The sequence below is a fragment of the Streptococcus sp. KHUD_012 genome (genome assembly GCF_052588255.1).
On sequence record NZ_CP159355.1, the window covers coordinates 2047643 to 2065217 of the forward strand.

At 42.3% G+C, this 17575-nt stretch carries 16 protein-coding genes; 6 read left to right on the forward strand and 10 right to left on the reverse strand.

The genetic code is table 11. The features are described from left to right. Nucleotides 1-14: 14 nt before the first annotated feature. The 6 genes from ABVF55_RS09940 to ABVF55_RS09965 form a co-directional block, all read right to left on the reverse strand. Nucleotides 15-2453: a glycyl radical protein gene (locus tag ABVF55_RS09940; protein ID WP_023027619.1), complete on the reverse strand. Its 2439-nt coding sequence runs from the start codon at nucleotides 2451-2453 to the stop codon at nucleotides 15-17. A 141-nt stretch (nucleotides 2454-2594) separates the two neighbouring features. Further along, nucleotides 2595-3896 (reverse strand): PTS sugar transporter subunit IIC, encoded by a 1302-nt coding sequence (locus ABVF55_RS09945; RefSeq protein ID WP_049486454.1) that lies wholly within the window; start codon nucleotides 3894-3896, stop codon nucleotides 2595-2597. 11 nt (nucleotides 3897-3907) lie between these two features. Next, entirely contained in the window at nucleotides 3908-4216 is a 309-nt protein-coding gene (locus ABVF55_RS09950; RefSeq protein ID WP_013904534.1) for a PTS sugar transporter subunit IIB, read from the reverse strand. A 13-nt stretch (nucleotides 4217-4229) separates the two neighbouring features. Continuing rightward, nucleotides 4230-4553: a PTS lactose/cellobiose transporter subunit IIA gene (locus tag ABVF55_RS09955; RefSeq protein ID WP_049486455.1), complete on the reverse strand. Its 324-nt coding sequence runs from the start codon at nucleotides 4551-4553 to the stop codon at nucleotides 4230-4232. Nucleotides 4554-4719: 166 nt separating this feature from the next. Further along, entirely contained in the window at nucleotides 4720-5691 is a 972-nt protein-coding gene (locus tag ABVF55_RS09960) for a sugar-binding transcriptional regulator (protein WP_049486456.1), read from the reverse strand. 14 nt (nucleotides 5692-5705) lie between these two features. Then, complete coding sequence (locus ABVF55_RS09965; protein WP_048717589.1) at nucleotides 5706-6449, reverse strand: DeoR/GlpR family DNA-binding transcription regulator; 744 nt, start codon at nucleotides 6447-6449, stop codon at nucleotides 5706-5708. A gap of 130 nt (nucleotides 6450-6579) precedes the next feature. Here ABVF55_RS09965 and ABVF55_RS09970 point away from each other — a divergent pair, with 130 nt between their 5' ends. After that, a complete protein-coding gene (locus ABVF55_RS09970) occupies nucleotides 6580-7356 on the forward strand; it encodes a glycyl-radical enzyme activating protein (protein WP_048691616.1) in 777 nt (258 codons plus the stop codon). A gap of 166 nt (nucleotides 7357-7522) precedes the next feature. On the opposite strand, the gene ABVF55_RS09975 is transcribed toward ABVF55_RS09970, so the two are convergent. Then, the gene (locus ABVF55_RS09975; RefSeq protein ID WP_155200304.1) at nucleotides 7523-9418 is read right to left on the reverse strand and encodes a M13 family metallopeptidase; all 1896 of its coding nucleotides are present in this window, start codon (nucleotides 9416-9418) and stop codon (nucleotides 7523-7525) included. 148 nt (nucleotides 9419-9566) lie between these two features. Here ABVF55_RS09975 and ABVF55_RS09980 point away from each other — a divergent pair, with 148 nt between their 5' ends. From ABVF55_RS09980 to tpx, 4 genes are all read left to right on the forward strand, one after another. After that, entirely contained in the window at nucleotides 9567-10289 is a 723-nt protein-coding gene (locus ABVF55_RS09980; RefSeq protein ID WP_445285294.1) for a metal ABC transporter ATP-binding protein, read from the forward strand. Then, nucleotides 10286-11128 carry a metal ABC transporter permease subunit gene (locus ABVF55_RS09985; RefSeq protein WP_445285295.1) on the forward strand — a complete coding sequence of 281 codons (843 nt, stop codon included), beginning with the start codon at nucleotides 10286-10288 and terminating at the stop codon, nucleotides 11126-11128. The genes ABVF55_RS09980 and ABVF55_RS09985 overlap by 4 nt, the downstream gene beginning before the upstream one ends. 11 nt (nucleotides 11129-11139) lie before the next feature. Next, nucleotides 11140-12069 carry a metal ABC transporter substrate-binding lipoprotein/fibrin-binding adhesin FimA gene (gene fimA, locus ABVF55_RS09990; protein ID WP_320909518.1) on the forward strand — a complete coding sequence of 310 codons (930 nt, stop codon included), beginning with the start codon at nucleotides 11140-11142 and terminating at the stop codon, nucleotides 12067-12069. Between the two features lie 79 nt (nucleotides 12070-12148). Beyond that, nucleotides 12149-12643 carry a thiol peroxidase gene (gene tpx, locus ABVF55_RS09995; RefSeq protein WP_371585277.1) on the forward strand — a complete coding sequence of 165 codons (495 nt, stop codon included), beginning with the start codon at nucleotides 12149-12151 and terminating at the stop codon, nucleotides 12641-12643. 34 nt (nucleotides 12644-12677) lie between these two features. On the opposite strand, the gene ABVF55_RS10000 is transcribed toward tpx, so the two are convergent. Further along, nucleotides 12678-13703 (reverse strand): DUF3114 domain-containing protein, encoded by a 1026-nt coding sequence (locus tag ABVF55_RS10000; protein ID WP_445285296.1) that lies wholly within the window; start codon nucleotides 13701-13703, stop codon nucleotides 12678-12680. Nucleotides 13704-13827: 124 nt separating this feature from the next. Here ABVF55_RS10000 and ABVF55_RS10005 point away from each other — a divergent pair, with 124 nt between their 5' ends. Then, nucleotides 13828-14481: a metal-dependent transcriptional regulator gene (locus ABVF55_RS10005; protein ID WP_445285297.1), complete on the forward strand. Its 654-nt coding sequence runs from the start codon at nucleotides 13828-13830 to the stop codon at nucleotides 14479-14481. A gap of 21 nt (nucleotides 14482-14502) precedes the next feature. Here the strand turns inward: ABVF55_RS10005 and dtd are convergent, their stop codons facing one another. Together dtd and ABVF55_RS10015 are read right to left on the reverse strand one after the other, a co-directional pair. After that, complete coding sequence (dtd, locus tag ABVF55_RS10010; RefSeq protein ID WP_049473116.1) at nucleotides 14503-14946, reverse strand: D-aminoacyl-tRNA deacylase; 444 nt, start codon at nucleotides 14944-14946, stop codon at nucleotides 14503-14505. A gap of 313 nt (nucleotides 14947-15259) precedes the next feature. Then, complete coding sequence (locus ABVF55_RS10015; RefSeq protein WP_003013723.1) at nucleotides 15260-17479, reverse strand: RelA/SpoT family protein; 2220 nt, start codon at nucleotides 17477-17479, stop codon at nucleotides 15260-15262. Between the last annotated feature and the right edge of the window lie 96 nt (nucleotides 17480-17575).

Below are 17575 nucleotides of genomic sequence, written 5' to 3' on the forward strand. Positions count from 1 at the left end.
TACATACCTCTTTACTATAGAGTATGCTCTGTCCGTCCAATAATATCATCTTGTGTAGCTCTTGATAGTACATTGAAGAAAGCTGAGTAGCCTGCAACACGTACAATTAAGTCACGGTGTTTTTCCGGATGTTTTTGAGCATCTAACAACGTTTCTCTAGAAACCACATTGTATTGAATATGGTATCCGTGTAGACGATTAAAGAACGTACGGAGTAAAGCAATAAGTTTTAATTTATCTTCTTCTTTGGCTAAAGTTTGTGGGTTTACTTTTTGGTTCAGTAAAACACCACCAACAATTTCATCTGTTGGCAATTTGGAAACAGATTTTAGAACAGATGTTGGGCCATGTTGGTCCATATTGTGGGATGGAGAGCATCCTTCTGCTAGTGGAGTTCCAGCATTACGACCGTCCGGAGTAGCTAATGTTCCACGACCTTGTCCTACATTGGCTGAAATAGAAGATGTACCTGAGTAACGGATACCACCGATTGGCCCACGTCCATAGCGAGTATTTGGATATTTAGCAATTTCATCCACATAAATATCGTATGCTTCTCGAACTAAGCTGTCTGCATAGTCATCATCGTTTCCATACTTCGGTGCATCATGGATAAGCATCTCTTGGATTTCTTTTCCACGTTCGCCCTCGTAATCGGTTTCCAGAGCATGCCATAGCTCTTGTGGCGTTAAGCGTCCTTCTTCGAATACCAGTTTCTTGATTGCTGCAAGTGAATCGGATAAGTTTGCAATACCCACTTGTAGACCCGAAATATAATCGTAGACAGCTCCACCTTCTTTTAGGTGTTTTCCACGTCCAATACAGTCATCTGTCAAAGCTGAACAGAGGATATCTGGCACTTCTCTTTCAAGAGATAGGTCGATCGAGTTTTCTACGATCACACTCATGCGGGTTAAGTGGCGCAAAGTCTTGTCCCAAGCAGTCTGCAATTCATCGAAGCTCTTCATGTCTTTAAAATGACCGAAGCTTGGTGCAAATCGCTTGCCAGAAGCAGGATCGATTCCATCATTCATCGTGATGAGCAAAACTTTAGGGAAGTTCATATAACTCATACCTGTACAGCGATATCCCCATTTACCTGGAACAGCTGTTTCTACACAACCAATTGCACTGTAATCATAAGCATCTTCTTCAAGAACACCTTTTGAAATAAAGGATGGAATAATGATCTCATCATTATTGAAAGCAGGCATACCGAATCCGAGCTTCATAACTTCAATACATTCGTTCATGAAGCGGGCATCCAAACCAGCATGGTAACGAACAGTTAAGTTTGGTTGAGGAAGGTGAGTTTGAGCAACAGACTTCAACACTAAATAAGACAATGGGTTAACGGCATCTTTCTTATCACGCGTTTGACCACCAATCGTAACGTTTTGATAAAGCGGACTACCTGCAGATGAGAAGGTATGTGCTTGACTACGTACTTTGTTAATTGTAATAGTCTTAATCCAAAGGTTGGTCAAGCGTTCAACAATACTCTCTTCAGTTTCCCGTCCACTTTCCAAATCAGCTTTAACGTATGGATACATATATTGGTCAAAACGGCCATATGAAAGTGAGTGTCCATTTGATTCAATCTGAAGAATACATTGGATAAACCAAACAGACTGAACAGCCTCTGCAAATGTACTTGCAGGCTCGTATGGAACTTTTGAGCAAATCTCTGCAATTTCAAGCAATTCCTTCTTACGTTCAGGAGTTGCTGTTTCAGCAAGTTGTTTAGCAAGTTCCACAAATCGTTGAGCATAGGTCTTAACAGCATCAACTACGATAAAGATAGAATCGTAAAAATGGTACTTATCAATGCTAGCTGGATCCGTTAGATCTAGGGCTGCTTTAGCTTGGCGAGCTCTTTCTTCAAAACCTTTCAAGCCATATTGCAATAATTTTTGATAATTGACTGCTAAGTGGGCATCTCCTGAATTCATCTTCCCTTCCATACCGAAGAATCCTGTTTCCATATAGACAGATACTTCTTCAGGTAGAAGAGCTCCAGCTCTTGCACGTAAGTTATTATTTTCCCAGAACGGTGCGATACTACGGAGCTGCTCTTTCGTTTCTTCCGTAATATAGAAGACGTCACCATCCCGCTTTTCAAAAAGATCCAATTCCTTCAGAACGAACTCTAAAGTATATTCTGGGAAGATCGGAGCATCTTTATTAGAGGATGCTTGGTTCCCAGCAATCATGGATTCATCCTCAATATAGATTGTCATATTTTCAAGAATCTCTTTCAACATATAGGCACGTTTAAGAACATTTGGTTGTTCCTTATAACGATCATATGCCTTAGTTGCAAGAACGGCACGTTCAGCGTCGATATAAGGCTTCTTGTTTAAGACATCTTCACGATACTTATTCATGCGTTCAGTGAGGCTTCCAAAATATTCTGTTTTAATGCTTGTACTTGCTACTTCTACTTGTTTCATTTTTTCAAAACCTTTCTTTTGAAATTATTTTGTTTTCTTTCGTAACTATAGTAGCATTAAATTTTACGAATTTCAATGAATTATGGATAATACCTATAAATTCTATTCTAGTCGCACATCTGTGCATTCCTAATAAACGCACTATTTTTCAGCTTGTAATTCGTTGTTATAGGCAAGATTATCTTGGAATTTGAAGAATGGGAAATATACGACAGTCGAGGTTGCGAGAACCAGCACTTGAACGAAAGCACCTTGCCAACCTCCAACCATAAATCCAGAAATAATGGCTGGTGTACTCCAAGGAAGGGTCACACCTGAGAATGGATGCATGAACCCAATAGCAATTGAAGTATAAACAATTATCGCTGCTAAAATTGGAACGATAATAAATGGAAGGAACATCACTGGGTTCATTACAATTGGGAAGCCAAATACGACGGGTTCATTAACATTGAAGATTGCAGGAAAAGCTGCAACTTTCCCAAGTGCCTTATATTGTTTTGACTTAGCAGCAAATAACATAGCAACAACCAAACCAAAGGTTATACCTGATCCAGACAAAATAAGGAAACTATCTAGGAATTGTTGAGTTACAATGTGAGCACCATTTTCAACGGATAGCTTCCCAGCTGCCAACATTGATTTATTGGCATCCAGGTTAGAAAGTAGTAAGGCTGTTACTACACCATTGACAACTGATTGTCCGTGCACACCAAACCACCACAAGAACGAAATAAAGAAGGCAATTCCAATCGCTCCGTAAAGTGATCCTGTTAGACCTTGTAGAGGAACCTGAATGACATCATAGATCATTTCAATGAAAGTACCGCCACTTGTCACTACTTTTGATACGATATAGACAATCATTGATAGTAAGAAAATCACGAAAGCAGGAATCATCGCTTCAAATTGTTTGGCAATGGCTTGAGGTACTTGTTCTGGCATTTTAATAACAATGTGTCTTTGGATAAACACAGTATAAATCGCACCAACTACCAGACCTATAATAATAGCCCCGATAATCCCTTGACCACCAAACCATACTTTTGCAATGGCATCACCAATTGGTTCTCCCTTAGCTGGTACATAAGAAGATTTTAACAAGATAAAGTATGAAGATAGGGACAAAACTCCTGCTGGCAAGGGTTCTACTCCACTGTTTTTAGCATATGAATAACCAATGGAGAAGCACGAAATTAAGCCCATGATGGCGAATGTTCCTGAATAAACCTGCATAAATGGCTCTGTCCACGTATCGCCAAATACACTAGCAATAGCCTGATTAAGGCCTTCAAATGGTAATTGCCCAATAATCAGGAACAAACTACCAACTACCGTTAATGGAAGGATCGCTAACATCCCATCTTTAAGAGCAATAATTCCTTTCAAGTTTACAAACCGCATGATTGGAGCGATAATTTTCTGAGAATTAAAATTAGACATGGGAAGCCTCCTTATTTTTCTCCTAGCAATTCTAGAGCTAGATTTAGTACTTTCTTACCATCCAACATCCCATAATCTGCCATAGGGATGACAGCAATAGGAATATGGTTTGCCTCACAAATCGCTTTTGATTTATCCAAAGTATAAGCTACTTGAGGGCCCAACAAAGCGACATCGATTTCAGGAGCAAAATCTGCTAATTTCGCTTGAGAATAGGCATCGATTTCAGCATCAATCCCTAATTCCTTAGCCGCCACCTTCATATTATTTACCAACATTCCTGTTGAAAATCCTGCTGCACAAAACAATCCAATTTTCATCTTCTTTTCCTCCTTATTGTTTCGCTGAAAGTTCTTTACGTAAGTCAATCATTTCTTTGATCAAGTTAATCTCTGTGATTGAAGTCATTAAGTGATCTTGTGAGTGCACAAACAAAGCTGTAATCTCTGTCTTTGTCCCACCTGCTTCCTGGGCTAAAAATTGTGTTTGCAAGTTATGCGCTTCTAGCAATGCTGCATCTGCTTTCGCAATTTCGTCTTCAGAAGATGTAAAATCGCCCTCCTTAGCATATGATAAAGCTTGGTAAATATGCTGTTTAGCATCACCCGCATTTAAAATCAATCCCATAATAATTTGGTCTGCAACAATTATTTCCATGTGCACTACACTCCTTTATCAATCTACTGAAAGCGCTTTTTCTATTGTCAATATACCATTTATATTTTTGCCGGTCAATAAAAATCACAACATTTGATTATTGTTTTTGTTTTTTGCACATTTGTGCTATTCAACTCAAAAAAATAAGGACTGCATTCCTGCTGTCCTATTTTTTAGTAAATTGCTGATCACCATCTAATTCTAAGACTTTTAAGATCGTTGCTTCATCTGTGACTAAATGATTGATATAGTTGGCTTTCAAAACCGATAAAAGTGCTTTTGCTTTCTGATCACCGTAGGCCAAAGAGATGGTGTTTGGTACCTCTCTCAATTCCTCCAATGTGATAGATATTGTTCTTTCCTGTAATTCAGGATAAACGGGGATACCTTCTTGATCAAAGAAACGACAGCATACTTCTCCTACAGCATGTTCTGACTCCAATTTCTTAAAATCATTTGATGTCAGCATATCAAACCACTGAGGATTCTTGCTATCTGCATAGCCACCAATCCCTACAGCCGCAACATCCAAACAACGCCAACTAGCTTTCAAATCCTCAAAATACTTAGAAGATAAGATGCCTTCCGTCACCTCAGAATTTTCTTGAATGACACTCGCGTTTATAAAATGACATTCCCCATGAAATTTACTCGCCATACTGTAGATCAGCGTATTGACATGGTAGCGAGCATGAATATGACTGGGACCTCCAGCTAGGGGATAAAACTGTACACCATCCAAGCGCTTCGTTCCAACTTGTTCTACCATTAATCTGAGAGACTTGCCCCATGAAAATCCGACTGTCATTCCATCTTCAATCAAATTACGAAGCATGACCGCACTTGCTTGCGCCAGTCGCTTTTCAAGGCTTTCTCGAGGTTCATCAACTAGATTCGGTATAATCTCGATAGCTTTTAAGCCATATTTTTGTTTGATATAATTTTCTAAATGGAAGAGGCGAGTATCAAAGTTTTCGATTTCAATTTTTACTACGCCCTCTTTCTTGGCCTCTGCTAGCATTCTGCTGACAGTTGTACGGTAGATTCCAGTTTCTGCTGCGATTTGCGATTGACTTTTGTCTTCAACATAGTATAGATAGGCTAATTTAGCAAGTAACTTTTTCCGTTCATCTTTCAATTGGCTTCTCCTTCTTATACTAAAGTTAAAATTGTTTGTGAATCCTCAAGTTTTTCTTTCGCTTCTTGAGATATATTCTTATCTGTTATGACTCTCGAAACTTGTGAAAGTGCAAATCGTCTGACAGTTCCACATTTCCCAAATTTACTTGAATCTGTTAAGACAATCACTTCTTTAGAAACATCGGACATAGCTTGAACAACTTCACTTCTCATCATATCTTTCCCAGTAAAGCCAAGTTCGTCATCATATCCGTCTACCCCTACAAAAGCAAAGGGAACTCTAAAAGAGCGGATTAATTCTTTCAAAAGCGGACCTACAGTCACTCTCGATTCTTTTTGAAATTCACCACCAAGTAGGATGATTTTACAAGAATCATATTCCTGAATATAATCTGCAATAAAGTAAGAATTTGTCACAATCTTGACATTCTTTTTTGTTTGGCAAATTTCTTCCGCTAGCAAGGCACATGTAGAGCCCGATTCAATCAAAACCGTGTCGTTATCCTTAATTAATTTAGCAGCTTCCCTGGCTATTCTTTTCTTGGTATCATATTGAAAGGACAGTCGAACATTGATATCATCTCCACTATTTAAAACAGCATAGCCGTGTTCTCTATGCAATAATCCTTTGGATTCTAGCTTGTCCAAATCCTTTCGAATGGTCACTTTAGAGACTTGTAATTTCTCAGACAAACTATTAACATCAATCTTTTCAAATTCCGATACTAATTTCAATATTTCATCTAAACGTTGCATTGTTTTTACCTCTTCTCTATTTTAGCAAATTTTCGAGTGAATTCAAAACAAAATAAACTTTCGTTCGTAATTGAATTAGTTTCTTAAATAATGTATAATGGACTTACTAGATTGATAGGAGAGCAAAAATATGGAACAAAATCGCGGCATAATCTTTAATATCCAACACTTTAGTATCCATGATGGCCCTGGAATCCGAACTACTGTATTTTTAAAAGGATGTCCCCTACGTTGTCCATGGTGCTCCAATCCTGAATCCCAGCGTGCAAATCCTGAAAAAATGTTGGATGCTGTTACTAAAAAGGAAACCATCACAGGAGAAGAAAAAACAGTTACCGAGATCATAGATGATGTCTTAAAAGACGTTGACTTCTACGAAGAATCTGGTGGTGGCCTTACCCTGTCTGGTGGAGAAATCTTCGCTCAATTTGAATTTGCCAAAGCTATCTTAAAAGCTGCGAAAGAAGTTGGACTTCATACTGCAATCGAAACGACAGCTTTTGTTGAACATGAGAAATTTGTCGATCTTATTCAGTATGTTGATTTTATTTATACAGACCTTAAACATTACAATACACTTAAACATAAGAAGGTTGTCGGAGTCAACAATCATCTGATTATTAAAAATATTCATTATGCCTTTGCTCAAAACAAAACAATCGTTTTACGTATTCCAGTCATTCCTAATTTCAATGACTCTTTAACTGATGCTGAAGAATTTGCTTCCCTTTTTAATTCTCTCAACATCGATGAAGTACAACTTCTCCCATTTCACCAGTTTGGAGAAAACAAATACAAGCTTTTAGGACGTCGCTATGAAATGGAAGGAATAAAAGCCCTGCATCCAGAAGATTTATATGACTACCAGCAAGTTTTTTTAGATCATGACATTCACTGTTATTTCTAATCCACTCAAAAATCCCCAAAACTAGTTTCAGTAGATTGAAACTTGGCTTTGGGGATTTTTATTTTTTTACGACCGTCGAGAAAAAGAGAGATTGCCTGGTGGGCATGGCCCACATGGTCAATCTCCTATTTTCTTCTCGCTTTTTTTACGGGCTTAGTATCTTGATTTACCAAATGATCACACGATCTTCTGGTGCGCGCCACATGCCGTCGCCTTCTTTGACATCAAAGGTTTCAAAGAATTCGTCAAAGTTTGGTAATTGGACATTGGTGCGGAGTTTTCCTGGTGCGTGGACATCGACACTTGCGAGGAGTTGCATGTACTCTGTCCGAGCTTTCATGCGCCAGATGCGAGCAAAGTTGGTGAAGAATTCTTCTGCTGAGAAATCTTCCTCTTTCTTAGCGGCTTCAAGGGCTGCAGCGATACCACCGAGGTCTGCTACGTTTTCAGAAACGGTCAATTTCCCGTTGATCTTGGCACCGTAAGAGTCTTGTCCTTCAAACTGATCGATGACTTTTTGAGTCCGAGCGGTAAAGGCTTCGTAATCTTCTGGTTTCCACCAGTCTTTCAAGCTACCATGCTCGTCAAAGGATGCTCCATTGGTGTCAAAGGCGTGGGAGATTTCATGGGCAATGACTGCACCGATTCCGCCGTAGTTGGCTGATGATGATTGGTGAAGGTCATAGAAAGGTGCTTGTAAAATCGCTGCTGGGAAGACGATTTGGTTCTGTTGCGGATCATAGTAGGCATTGACCAGATGGGCTGGCATGTGCCATTCGCTTCGATCAACCGGTTGGTTCCACTTGCTCCAAGTATGGGCAATGGAAATTTCGTAAAGGGCTTGAGCATTTTCCACCAAGGTCTTGCTCTCGTCGATGATCTTTTTGGCGTATGTTTCTGGTAATTTTTCAGGGTAGCCAATATGCGGTGTAATGACATTAAGTTTGACAATGGCTTTTTCGCGAGTTTCAGGAGCGAGCCAGTCTGCTTTTTCTAAGCGCTCCTTGTAGACGTCAATCATGGTCGCTACTTTATGCTCTACATCTGCTTTTGCTTCTGGTGAAAATTTTTCTCCCGCATACCAGAGTCCAAGCGCTTGGCTATATGGTACTTCTGCTAATGACAAGGCCGCCTTTTCTTTTGGACGAGGTTCTGGAACACCTGCAATCGTACGACTATATTCACCAGCCAAGACACGGATTTCTTCGGTCAAGAATAAAGTCCAATCTACGGCTGCACCGAGTTTCAATCTTGCATGAATAGTTTCCCAGTTGGCTGCTGAATAGAATGTTGGTGCGAATTCCTTCCAGAAACGCTCTTCTGGAACGATGATTTTATCCGGAGTTTGTCCGATCACTTCTGTAAAGAAAGTATCGAGTGGCAATTCTGGAACCAAGGCCTTGAAATCTGCCCACTCATAAGGATGGTAGAGTTTGTTGTACTCGGATCTTTCTTCATTTGACAAGATATATTTGGCCAATTCTGCATCCGACGCAATGACCTTATCCAGGATATCTTTGATTTCTGCCTCTGAGAATTCAAATTTAGGTAAGAGTTTTTCCATCATTTGGCGCCAGATAGCCAGCAATTCTGGTCCTTTTTCGTTGCCTTCTTCATAGTAGGTCGTATCTGGCAAGATATGAGCCGGCGCTTCTCCCCACAAGACATTCATTTGAGCATTCATATAGTCTGGTGACACGCTAAATGGCATGAGATTTGGTTTGCCAGCTAGTTCATAGGTACCCAACTTGCTGGTATAGTCTTCAAAAGAAGACAGAGCCTTAATTTCATTGATCAAAGGCATAGCTGGAGCGACACCGGCTGCTTCTCGCGCATCAAAATCTGCCACCATTTTGTGGTATTTGACGAAGTTTTGCAGAATGCTGTCTTCAGGCAGCTCTTCTCCCCGTTGCCATTTTCCAGTGATATCCAACATCAAGTTTTCGATATCTTGGATCAAGTCCATAAAACCACCAGTTGACGGTTTGTCATCAGGAATCACAGCTGTCTCAGCCCATTCCCCATTGACGTAATCATAAAAATCATCTTGTAAACGTACCATGATCTTCTCGCTTTCATTCTTTTCTAATAACCTTATCAAAAATAGGAACTTTTTTCAATGATTACAAGTAAGTTAATCTAAATCATTTTAAAAATTAACTTGACTTAATTTTTTTATTTATGTATATTAATAGTAAAGGAGCAAAATCATGATTCAAATTGAACATCTAAGTGTTGCTTACCAGCAAACACTGGCCTTGGAGGATCTTTCCCTCACCATCCAGGGTCCAACCATCCTAGGCATTCTTGGACCCAACGGAGCTGGAAAATCAACCCTGATCAAGGCCATGCTAGGACTTCTCCCTCATTCGGGAAAGGTCCTGCTCGATCAAAAAGATCTCGGCCAAGCTCTTCAACGAGTGGCCTACGTCGAACAGAAATCCGCAATTGATTTCCACTTCCCCATCACGGTGCGGGAGTGTGTCTCACTGGGTCTCTATCCCCATCTTTCTATCTTCAAGAGAAAAAGCAAAGAAGATCTCCAAAAGGTGGAAAATGCCCTGAAACTTGTCAATCTTCTTGATCTAGCAGATCGCCAGATTGGTCAGCTTTCAGGAGGGCAATTCCAACGGGTCCTAATCGCCCGCTGCTTGGTCCAAGAAGCAGAGGTCATCTTTTTGGATGAGCCCTTTGCAGGGATTGACTCCGTCAGCGAAGACATTATCATGCAGACCCTTCAGACCTTGAAAAAAGAAGGCAAGACCATCCTGATCGTCCATCACGACCTTAGCAAGGTCCCAGCTTATTTCGACCAGGTCCTCTTCCTTCACCGCAAGCTGATCGCTTTTGGAAAAACAGAGGAAACCTTTACCAAGGAGAATCTGCATGCAGCCTATGGGCATGAACTCTTTATAGGAGGTGGCGTCGGATGATTACAGAATTTATCGATGGATTACAGCAATTCCACTTCTTACAAAATGCACTCATTACCGCTCTTGCCATCGGGATTGTCGCTGGAGCTGTTGGATGCTTTATCATTTTGCGAGGCATGTCTCTCATGGGAGATGCCATCTCACACGCGGTCCTTCCGGGGGTGGCCCTGTCTTTTATCCTGGGCATCAATTTCTTTATTGGCGCCATTGTCTTTGGACTTTTAGCTTCCATCCTTATCACTTATATCAAGAGCAACTCCATCATCAAGAGCGACACTGCTATTGGGATTACCTTCTCTTCTTTCCTCGCCTTAGGAGTCATTCTGATTGGAGTCGCAAAAAGTTCCACCGACCTCTTCCACATCCTCTTTGGGAATATCCTGGCCGTGCAAGACCAAGATATGTGGATGACCATCGGTGTTGGGGTGTCAGTCTTGCTGGTGATTGTCCTGCTTTTTCGCCCCTTGCTTCTCACTTCATTTGATCCGGTTTTGGCTCAATCCATGGGCGTCCGGGTCAAGGTCTACCACTACCTCCTTATGGTGCTTTTGACATTGGTTTCTGTTACTGCTATGCAAAGTGTCGGAACCATTCTCATCGTCGCCATGCTCATCACACCTGCTGCGACAGCCTATCTCTATGCCAATAGCCTCTGGTCCATGATGCTCCTGTCCTCTAGCCTAGGCGCTCTTGCATCCGTTCTGGGACTCTTTATTGGCTATAGTTTGAACATCGCCGTTGGGTCTTGTATTGTCCTCACTTCTGCCGTCTTCTTTCTCATCAGCTTTTTTATCGCTCCTAAGCAGAGAAAGAACAAGCACGCTCTTTCATCTCATTAAAGGAGAAACACATGAAAAAAATCGCTTCTGTCCTCGCCCTCTTTGTAGCGCTCTTATTTGGCCTTCTAGCCTGTAGCAAGGGTTCTTCTTCTGGAGCTTCTGGTAAATTGAAAGTGGTCACCACCAATTCGATCCTTGCAGATATGACCAAAAATATTGCTGGGGATAAGATCGAACTGCACAGTATCGTTCCCGTCGGCAAAGATCCCCACGAATACGAACCACTACCAGAAGATGTCAAAAAAACTTCGCAAGCAGACCTGATCTTCTACAACGGGATCAACCTTGAAACCGGTGGCAATGCTTGGTTCACTAAATTGGTCAAAAATGCCAATAAAGTAGAAAACAAGGACTATTTCGCAGTTAGCGAGGGAGTCGATGTCATCTACCTAGAAGGCCAAAACCAAGCTGGAAAAGAAGACCCTCACGCTTGGCTCAATCTCGAAAATGGAATCATCTACGCTAAAAACATTGCCAAACAATTAATCGCAAAAGATCCAAAAAATAAGGACTTCTACGAAAAAAATCTAGCAGCCTACACTGAAAAACTCAACAAGCTAGACCAAGAAGCCAAGCAAGCATTCAATAACATCCCAGCAGACAAGAAGATGATCGTAACCAGCGAAGGCTGCTTCAAGTACTTCTCCAAAGCCTATGGCGTCCCATCTGCCTATATCTGGGAAATCAATACGGAAGAAGAAGGCACACCTGACCAAATCAAAACGCTGGTAGAAAAGCTCCGTCAAACCAAGGTGCCGGCCCTCTTTGTTGAATCCAGTGTCGATGAACGTCCTATGAAAACTGTGTCTAAAGATACCGACATCCCAATCTATGCAAAGATCTTCACTGATTCCATTGCCAAAGAAGGAGAAAAGGGCGATAGCTACTACAGCATGATGAAATGGAACTTAGACAAGATCGCAGAAGGATTGAGTCAGTAGCCCCTTCAGATTTCTAAACAAATCAGTGGCCCTTCCCCCTTCATTGATGTACAATGAAAAGAAAAAAGGAGTCTTTGCTATGACAACATTTTTAGGAAACCCTGTTACCTTTACCGGATCTCAACTGCAAGTAGGGGAAATGGCTCATGATTTTTCATTGATCACTCCAGCTCTGGAGAAGAAATCTTTAGCTGATTTTGCTGGCAAGAAAAAAGTCCTCAGCATCATCCCATCCATCGACACAGGGATCTGTTCGATGCAAACACGTCACTTCAACAAGACCTTATCGGACTTGGAAGACACTGTCGTCTTGACGGTCTCTGTCGACCTTCCTTTTGCTCAAGGTAAATGGTGCGCTGCTGAAGGACTCGACAATGCTATCATGCTCTCAGACTACTACGACCATTCCTTCGGGAAGGCTTATGGCCTCTTGATCAATGAATGGCACTTGCTTGCGCGCGCTGTCTTGGTCTTAGATGCAGACAACAAGGTGACTTACGTTGAGTACCTAGACAACATCAACAGCGAACCCAATTATGACGCTGCAATCGAAGCTGTCAAAGCACTTGGATAAACATAAAAAGAGGTCGTAGACCTCTTTTTGTCTGCTATAAAATCCGATGGAGCCCATTTTGGAGGAGGACCCGCCAGCGTAAGCGAGGGATGCCTTGTAGGAAGCTTCGCACGCGCTTTGCCACTTGTTGCTTATAGCTCTTACCTCCCTGTGCAAAAACTCCTTTTCGACTCCAATAACCTTGCTCTCCTCGGTCATTCTTCGGAGCTAGATAGCGAACACCTTGCTGATAGAGGACCTGCTTGCGAAAGGCTGGGTCCCACGCTTTGACGGGGTCAATATCTAAGTCCTTATGGGTCCGGCCCCTAGCCAACCCGTAGTTAAAACTGGCACCATTGACAATGCCATTTTCAGAAACTTCTACTGGATCGACTTCATTGAGGAAATGCCCAGCTTGATCGAGGATATACTCCGTATGAAAATTTAACAAGACCTTGAAATTAACTTGTTGGGAGGCCCCTGATGGATAATGAAGGTGACCATCTGGCCTTAGGGAGACCTTGTTATGAAGACGAGCAGCCGCATAAGCATCCACCGTGACCGCTCTAGCCTCCTGTAGGTAAGCTTGTAAGGCCTCCTCGTCAGTCTGTCCAGTTCTGGCCTCATGCGTCCGAATCCATTGTGCCTGGTAACTTGAAAGTAGGTAGCGCAACTGGTGAACCTGGCGTTTCAAGAGCTGGTCTCCCGACTGATCCGCCAAGGGATCCCTTTCAAAGGCGACCTGCACGACGCGTGAAAAAGCCGTCCAAAAGTCGGAACCTGGTGGACAATCTGGAGCCATTCTACTCAGAAGAAAGGCTGTTTCTTCACAAGTTCCAGACAGGTCACTTGGCATTAGGAGAATTTTCATGACGCCCCTCAGCAAGTCTTGGGCAGCAGTTTCCGTTAGATCCTTGATCTCTTGAAACCACATGTTTTGAAACAGAGGACTGGCAAAGAAAAAGACAGACTGGTATTGTTCTTGGTAGGCTTGTGGATCTTTGTATACCTGCAAGTGCTTCTCTAGATAGGCTAAACTATTTTCTCTCCAGCCTAGTCTCGCTAATTCCCGTCTGTTCATGATGCTGTCCTTTCTATGCTACTATACTACCATCTTTTGGAGCTTGAGACAATTCTCATTACTCCACTAGCGTTTTTGAGGATTTTTTTGATATACTAGAAGTGAGCGAAGAAAAGAGGAAAGCATGACACCAAACAAAGAAGATTACCTCAAGTGCATTTACGAAATTGGCACAGAAGTAGAAAAAATCAGTAATAAAGAAATTGCCAGTCGCATGCAGGTCTCTCCACCCGCTGTGACCGAGATGATTAAGCGCATGATCTCTGAGGGTCTCTTGGTGAAAAATAAGACCCATGGCTATCTACTAACAGATCTGGGCTCGCAATTGGTCTCTGATCTCTACCGCAAGCACCGCTTGATCGAAGTATTTCTGCTGAAAAATCTTGGCTACACAACTGAAGAAGTCCATGAAGAGGCAGAAGTTCTCGAGCATACCGTTTCTGAACATTTCATCGACCGGCTGGATCACATGCTTGGAAATCCTAAGACCTGTCCTCATGGTGGGACAATTCCAAAGAAAGGTGAAAGGCTTGTCGAAGCCTACCAAGACCGTCTCAGTGAAACGACTGAGCCTGGTCTGTATATTCTGCAAAGAGTCTATGACACCTATGAATTGTTAAAATTCTTAGATCAGATCCATCTCCAAATTGGTGATACCATCGCGTTTCAACGGTATGATGACTACACAGGCCTCTATTACTTAGTTATCCATGAACAAGAAATTTCTATCAACCAAGTGATCGCCCAACAACTCTATATCGAAAAACATGCAGTCTAACCCGACTGCATGTTTTCTTACTTATGGATTTTTTGTATCTAGTAAAATCGTCACCGGACCATCATTGATCAATTCAATCGCCATATCGGCTCCAAAGATCCCTCGTTTGACAGGGACTTCTTTTTCTAATTGATCATTAAAGGCATCATATAATTGACTGGCCATATCTGGCTTGGCAGCCCCTATAAAAGCAGGACGGTTGCCTTTTTTTGTCTCCGCAAAGAGGGTAAATTGAGAGATCGACAAGATTTCTCCTTGAATATCTTTGACCGAAAGATTCATCTTATCTTCCTCATCTGAGAAAATACGCATCTGCGATACCTTGCGGACTGCATACTCCAAATCCTTCTGGTCATCCTCAGGCCCTACTCCCACTAAGAGCAGCAAGCCTTGCTGGATCGCATTGTAAACTTGGCCATCAATGGAAACCGAGGCACTCTTGACCCGTTGAATTACTAATTTCATTTTATTATCCTATTTTATAAATCTATTGAGCATTCACTGCTGACCTTAAAAGAAAATCGACATCAGACAAGGCAGTGAGACGCAGGTATATTATCTGAAAAGTAAAGGCTGTTCAGTTACTTTTAGTGCGGGGCAGCGAGACGAAGACAGTACTGAAGTACGGCAAGGCGAGCTAACCAAGCAATAAAAGAGTTCTGAGCACATCCTAGCTTCTTCAAAGAAAATCGACATCAGACAAGGCAGTGAGACGCAGGCATAACTGTAGTTAGGCCAGTCGAAACTAACGCAGTATGAAGTCGATTTTCGCAGAAGACTAGCCATTGGTACGCTTAACAGAGTACACCTCCGGCACACTCTTAATCTTATCCACAACCGTTGTCAACATAGACAAGTTTGGAATTCCAAAGGAAATGTGGATATTGGCAAATTTCATATCTTTGGTTGGTTGGGCATTGACGGTTGAGACCATCTTAGCTGTATTGGAGAGGACTTGTAGTACATCGTTCAGAAGTCCGGCACGGTTGAGTCCGTATATATCGATGTGGGCGATATAGTCTTTGGTCGTGTTGTTATCTTCCCATTCTACATCAATCAAGCGTTGCTCGTAGTTGTCTTGAGCTCGGAGATTCATACAGTCCTGACGGTGAATCGCAACACCGCGTCCTTTGGTGATATAGCCGACGATTTCATCACCTGGAACTGGGTTACAGCACTTAGCAATCCGAATCAAGAGCCCAGAAGCGCCTTGGATAACCACGCCACCTTCGTGACGGACCTTCAAGGTATCTTTTTTATTTTCAACCTTGACCTCGCCACCTTTGACTAGCTCTTCTGCTTCTGCACGTGCCTTAGCCCGTTCTTCTTCCCGGCGTTCATCCTCCGTCAAGCGGTTAAAGATGGTAATAGCCCCAATCTCTCCAAAACCAATCGCCGCAAACAAGGCTTCTTCTGTCTTGTAACTTGATTTTTGTAGCACTTTGTCCATGTGCTTTTTGTCCATGAACTTATTGGCTACCAAGTCATGCTCGTGGAATTGGGCCATCAAGAGGTCCCGACCACGGTTAATAGATAATTCCTTGTCTTGATTTTTAAAGAACTGACGAATCTTGTTGCGCGCCTTGCTAGTTTTAACAAGGGTCAGCCAGTCACGACTCGGACCAAAGGAGTTGGCATTGGTGATAATCTCCACCTGATCTCCCGTCCGAAGTTTGGTATTGAGGGGCACCATCCGGCCATTGACCTTAGCACCAATCGCTTTTTCCCCAACCTTGGTGTGGATTTCATAGGCAAAATCGATCGGTCCAGAATCTTTCGGAAGCGAGCGCACGGTTCCATCTGGTGTGAAGACGTAAATTTCTTCTGCCAAGATATCTTCTTTTACATTTTCAACAAATTCTTTGGCATCGCCTGACTGGTCTTGGAGTTCCATCATCTCCTTGATCCAGTTCATCCCAATAGCCGATTCCTTGCTGTTGACTTGACCCTTGATTCCTTTTTTATAGGCCCAGTGAGCCGCAACCCCATACTCAGCAACCTCGTGCATTTCCTTGGTTCGGATCTGGAACTCAATCGGTCCTTTAGGGCCGTATACAGTCGTATGGATGGACTGATAGCCATTGGCCTTCCGGTTGGCAATATAGTCCTTAAAACGCCCTGGCATTGGCTTCCAGAGCTCATGGATGTAGCCTAGCATAGCATAAACATCACTTGGAGTATCCAGGATACAGCGGATGGCAATCAAGTCATAGATTTCATCGAAGCGTTTCTTCTTATCCTGCATTTTGCGATAGATCGAATAGATATGCTTTGGTCGACCATAAATTTTCCCATGCAGATGGCGTTCCCCAGCATAGGTCTCGATCTTGTGGACAACCTCTTCGACCAACTCTTCTCGCTCGCGACGTTTTTCCTTCATCATATGGGAGATCTTGTAGAATTCAACTTCGTTCAGATAACGGAAGGACAAATCCTCAAGTTCCCACTTAACGCTGGAAATCCCGAGACGATGGGCCAGTGGTGCATAGATCTCCATGGTCTCACGCGAAATGCGTTCTTGCTTATCTTTGCGTAAATGCTTGAGGGTACGCATATTATGCAAACGGTCTGCTAATTTGACCAATATTACACGAATATCTTGAGACATGGCCATGAGCATCTTGCGATGATTTTCAGCCAACTGCTCTTCGTGGGACTTGTACTTGACCTTCCCGAGCTTGGTCACCCCATCGACGATCACACGCACGTCATGACCAAATTCGCGCTCTAAATCATCTAAGGTTGCATCCGTATCCTCCACGACATCATGCAAAAAGCCACAGGCGACCGTCACAGCGTCCAGTTTTAGCTTAGCAAGGATTCCTGCTACTTGAATAGGATGAATGATGTAAGGTTCACCTGACTGACGGAATTGTCCATTATGGCAATCAACCGCATAGACCAAAGCCTTTTGCACAAAAGCAACATCTTCAGGTGATAAATATTTTTTTGTAAGGGCAACGACTTGGTCCCCTGTTAAATTCTCTTCTTTCGGCATGTATTTTCTCCAGTTTCTTGGATACTATTTTAACACTTTTAGAAGCAGATGGGAACCAATGAAGCTACTTTAATATACGGATACTTCTCGAAAATC

What these genes read in the sequence shown, in the direction of transcription:
- ABVF55_RS09950 (WP_013904534.1), bottom strand. Translation starts at nt 4,216, where the DNA reads ATGAAAATTGGATTGTTTTGTGCAGCAGGATTTTCAACAGGAATGTTG.
- ABVF55_RS09985 (WP_445285295.1), top strand. Translation starts at nt 10,286, where the DNA reads ATGATTACAGAATTTATCGATGGATTACAGCAATTCCACTTCTTACAA.
- ABVF55_RS09940 (WP_023027619.1), bottom strand. Translation starts at nt 2,453, where the DNA reads ATGAAACAAGTAGAAGTAGCAAGTACAAGCATTAAAACAGAATATTTT.
- ABVF55_RS10000 (WP_445285296.1), bottom strand. Translation starts at nt 13,703, where the DNA reads ATGAACAGACGGGAATTAGCGAGACTAGGCTGGAGAGAAAATAGTTTA.
- fimA (WP_320909518.1), top strand. Translation starts at nt 11,140, where the DNA reads ATGAAAAAAATCGCTTCTGTCCTCGCCCTCTTTGTAGCGCTCTTATTT.
- ABVF55_RS10015 (WP_003013723.1), bottom strand. Translation starts at nt 17,479, where the DNA reads ATGCCGAAAGAAGAGAATTTAACAGGGGACCAAGTCGTTGCCCTTACA.
- ABVF55_RS09975 (WP_155200304.1), bottom strand. Translation starts at nt 9,418, where the DNA reads ATGGTACGTTTACAAGATGATTTTTATGATTACGTCAATGGGGAATGG.
- ABVF55_RS09955 (WP_049486455.1), bottom strand. Translation starts at nt 4,553, where the DNA reads ATGGAAATAATTGTTGCAGACCAAATTATTATGGGATTGATTTTAAAT.
- ABVF55_RS09945 (WP_049486454.1), bottom strand. Translation starts at nt 3,896, where the DNA reads ATGTCTAATTTTAATTCTCAGAAAATTATCGCTCCAATCATGCGGTTT.
- ABVF55_RS10005 (WP_445285297.1), top strand. Translation starts at nt 13,828, where the DNA reads ATGACACCAAACAAAGAAGATTACCTCAAGTGCATTTACGAAATTGGC.
- tpx (WP_371585277.1), top strand. Translation starts at nt 12,149, where the DNA reads ATGACAACATTTTTAGGAAACCCTGTTACCTTTACCGGATCTCAACTG.
- ABVF55_RS09970 (WP_048691616.1), top strand. Translation starts at nt 6,580, where the DNA reads ATGGAACAAAATCGCGGCATAATCTTTAATATCCAACACTTTAGTATC.
- dtd (WP_049473116.1), bottom strand. Translation starts at nt 14,946, where the DNA reads ATGAAATTAGTAATTCAACGGGTCAAGAGTGCCTCGGTTTCCATTGAT.
- ABVF55_RS09965 (WP_048717589.1), bottom strand. Translation starts at nt 6,449, where the DNA reads ATGCAACGTTTAGATGAAATATTGAAATTAGTATCGGAATTTGAAAAG.
- ABVF55_RS09980 (WP_445285294.1), top strand. Translation starts at nt 9,567, where the DNA reads ATGATTCAAATTGAACATCTAAGTGTTGCTTACCAGCAAACACTGGCC.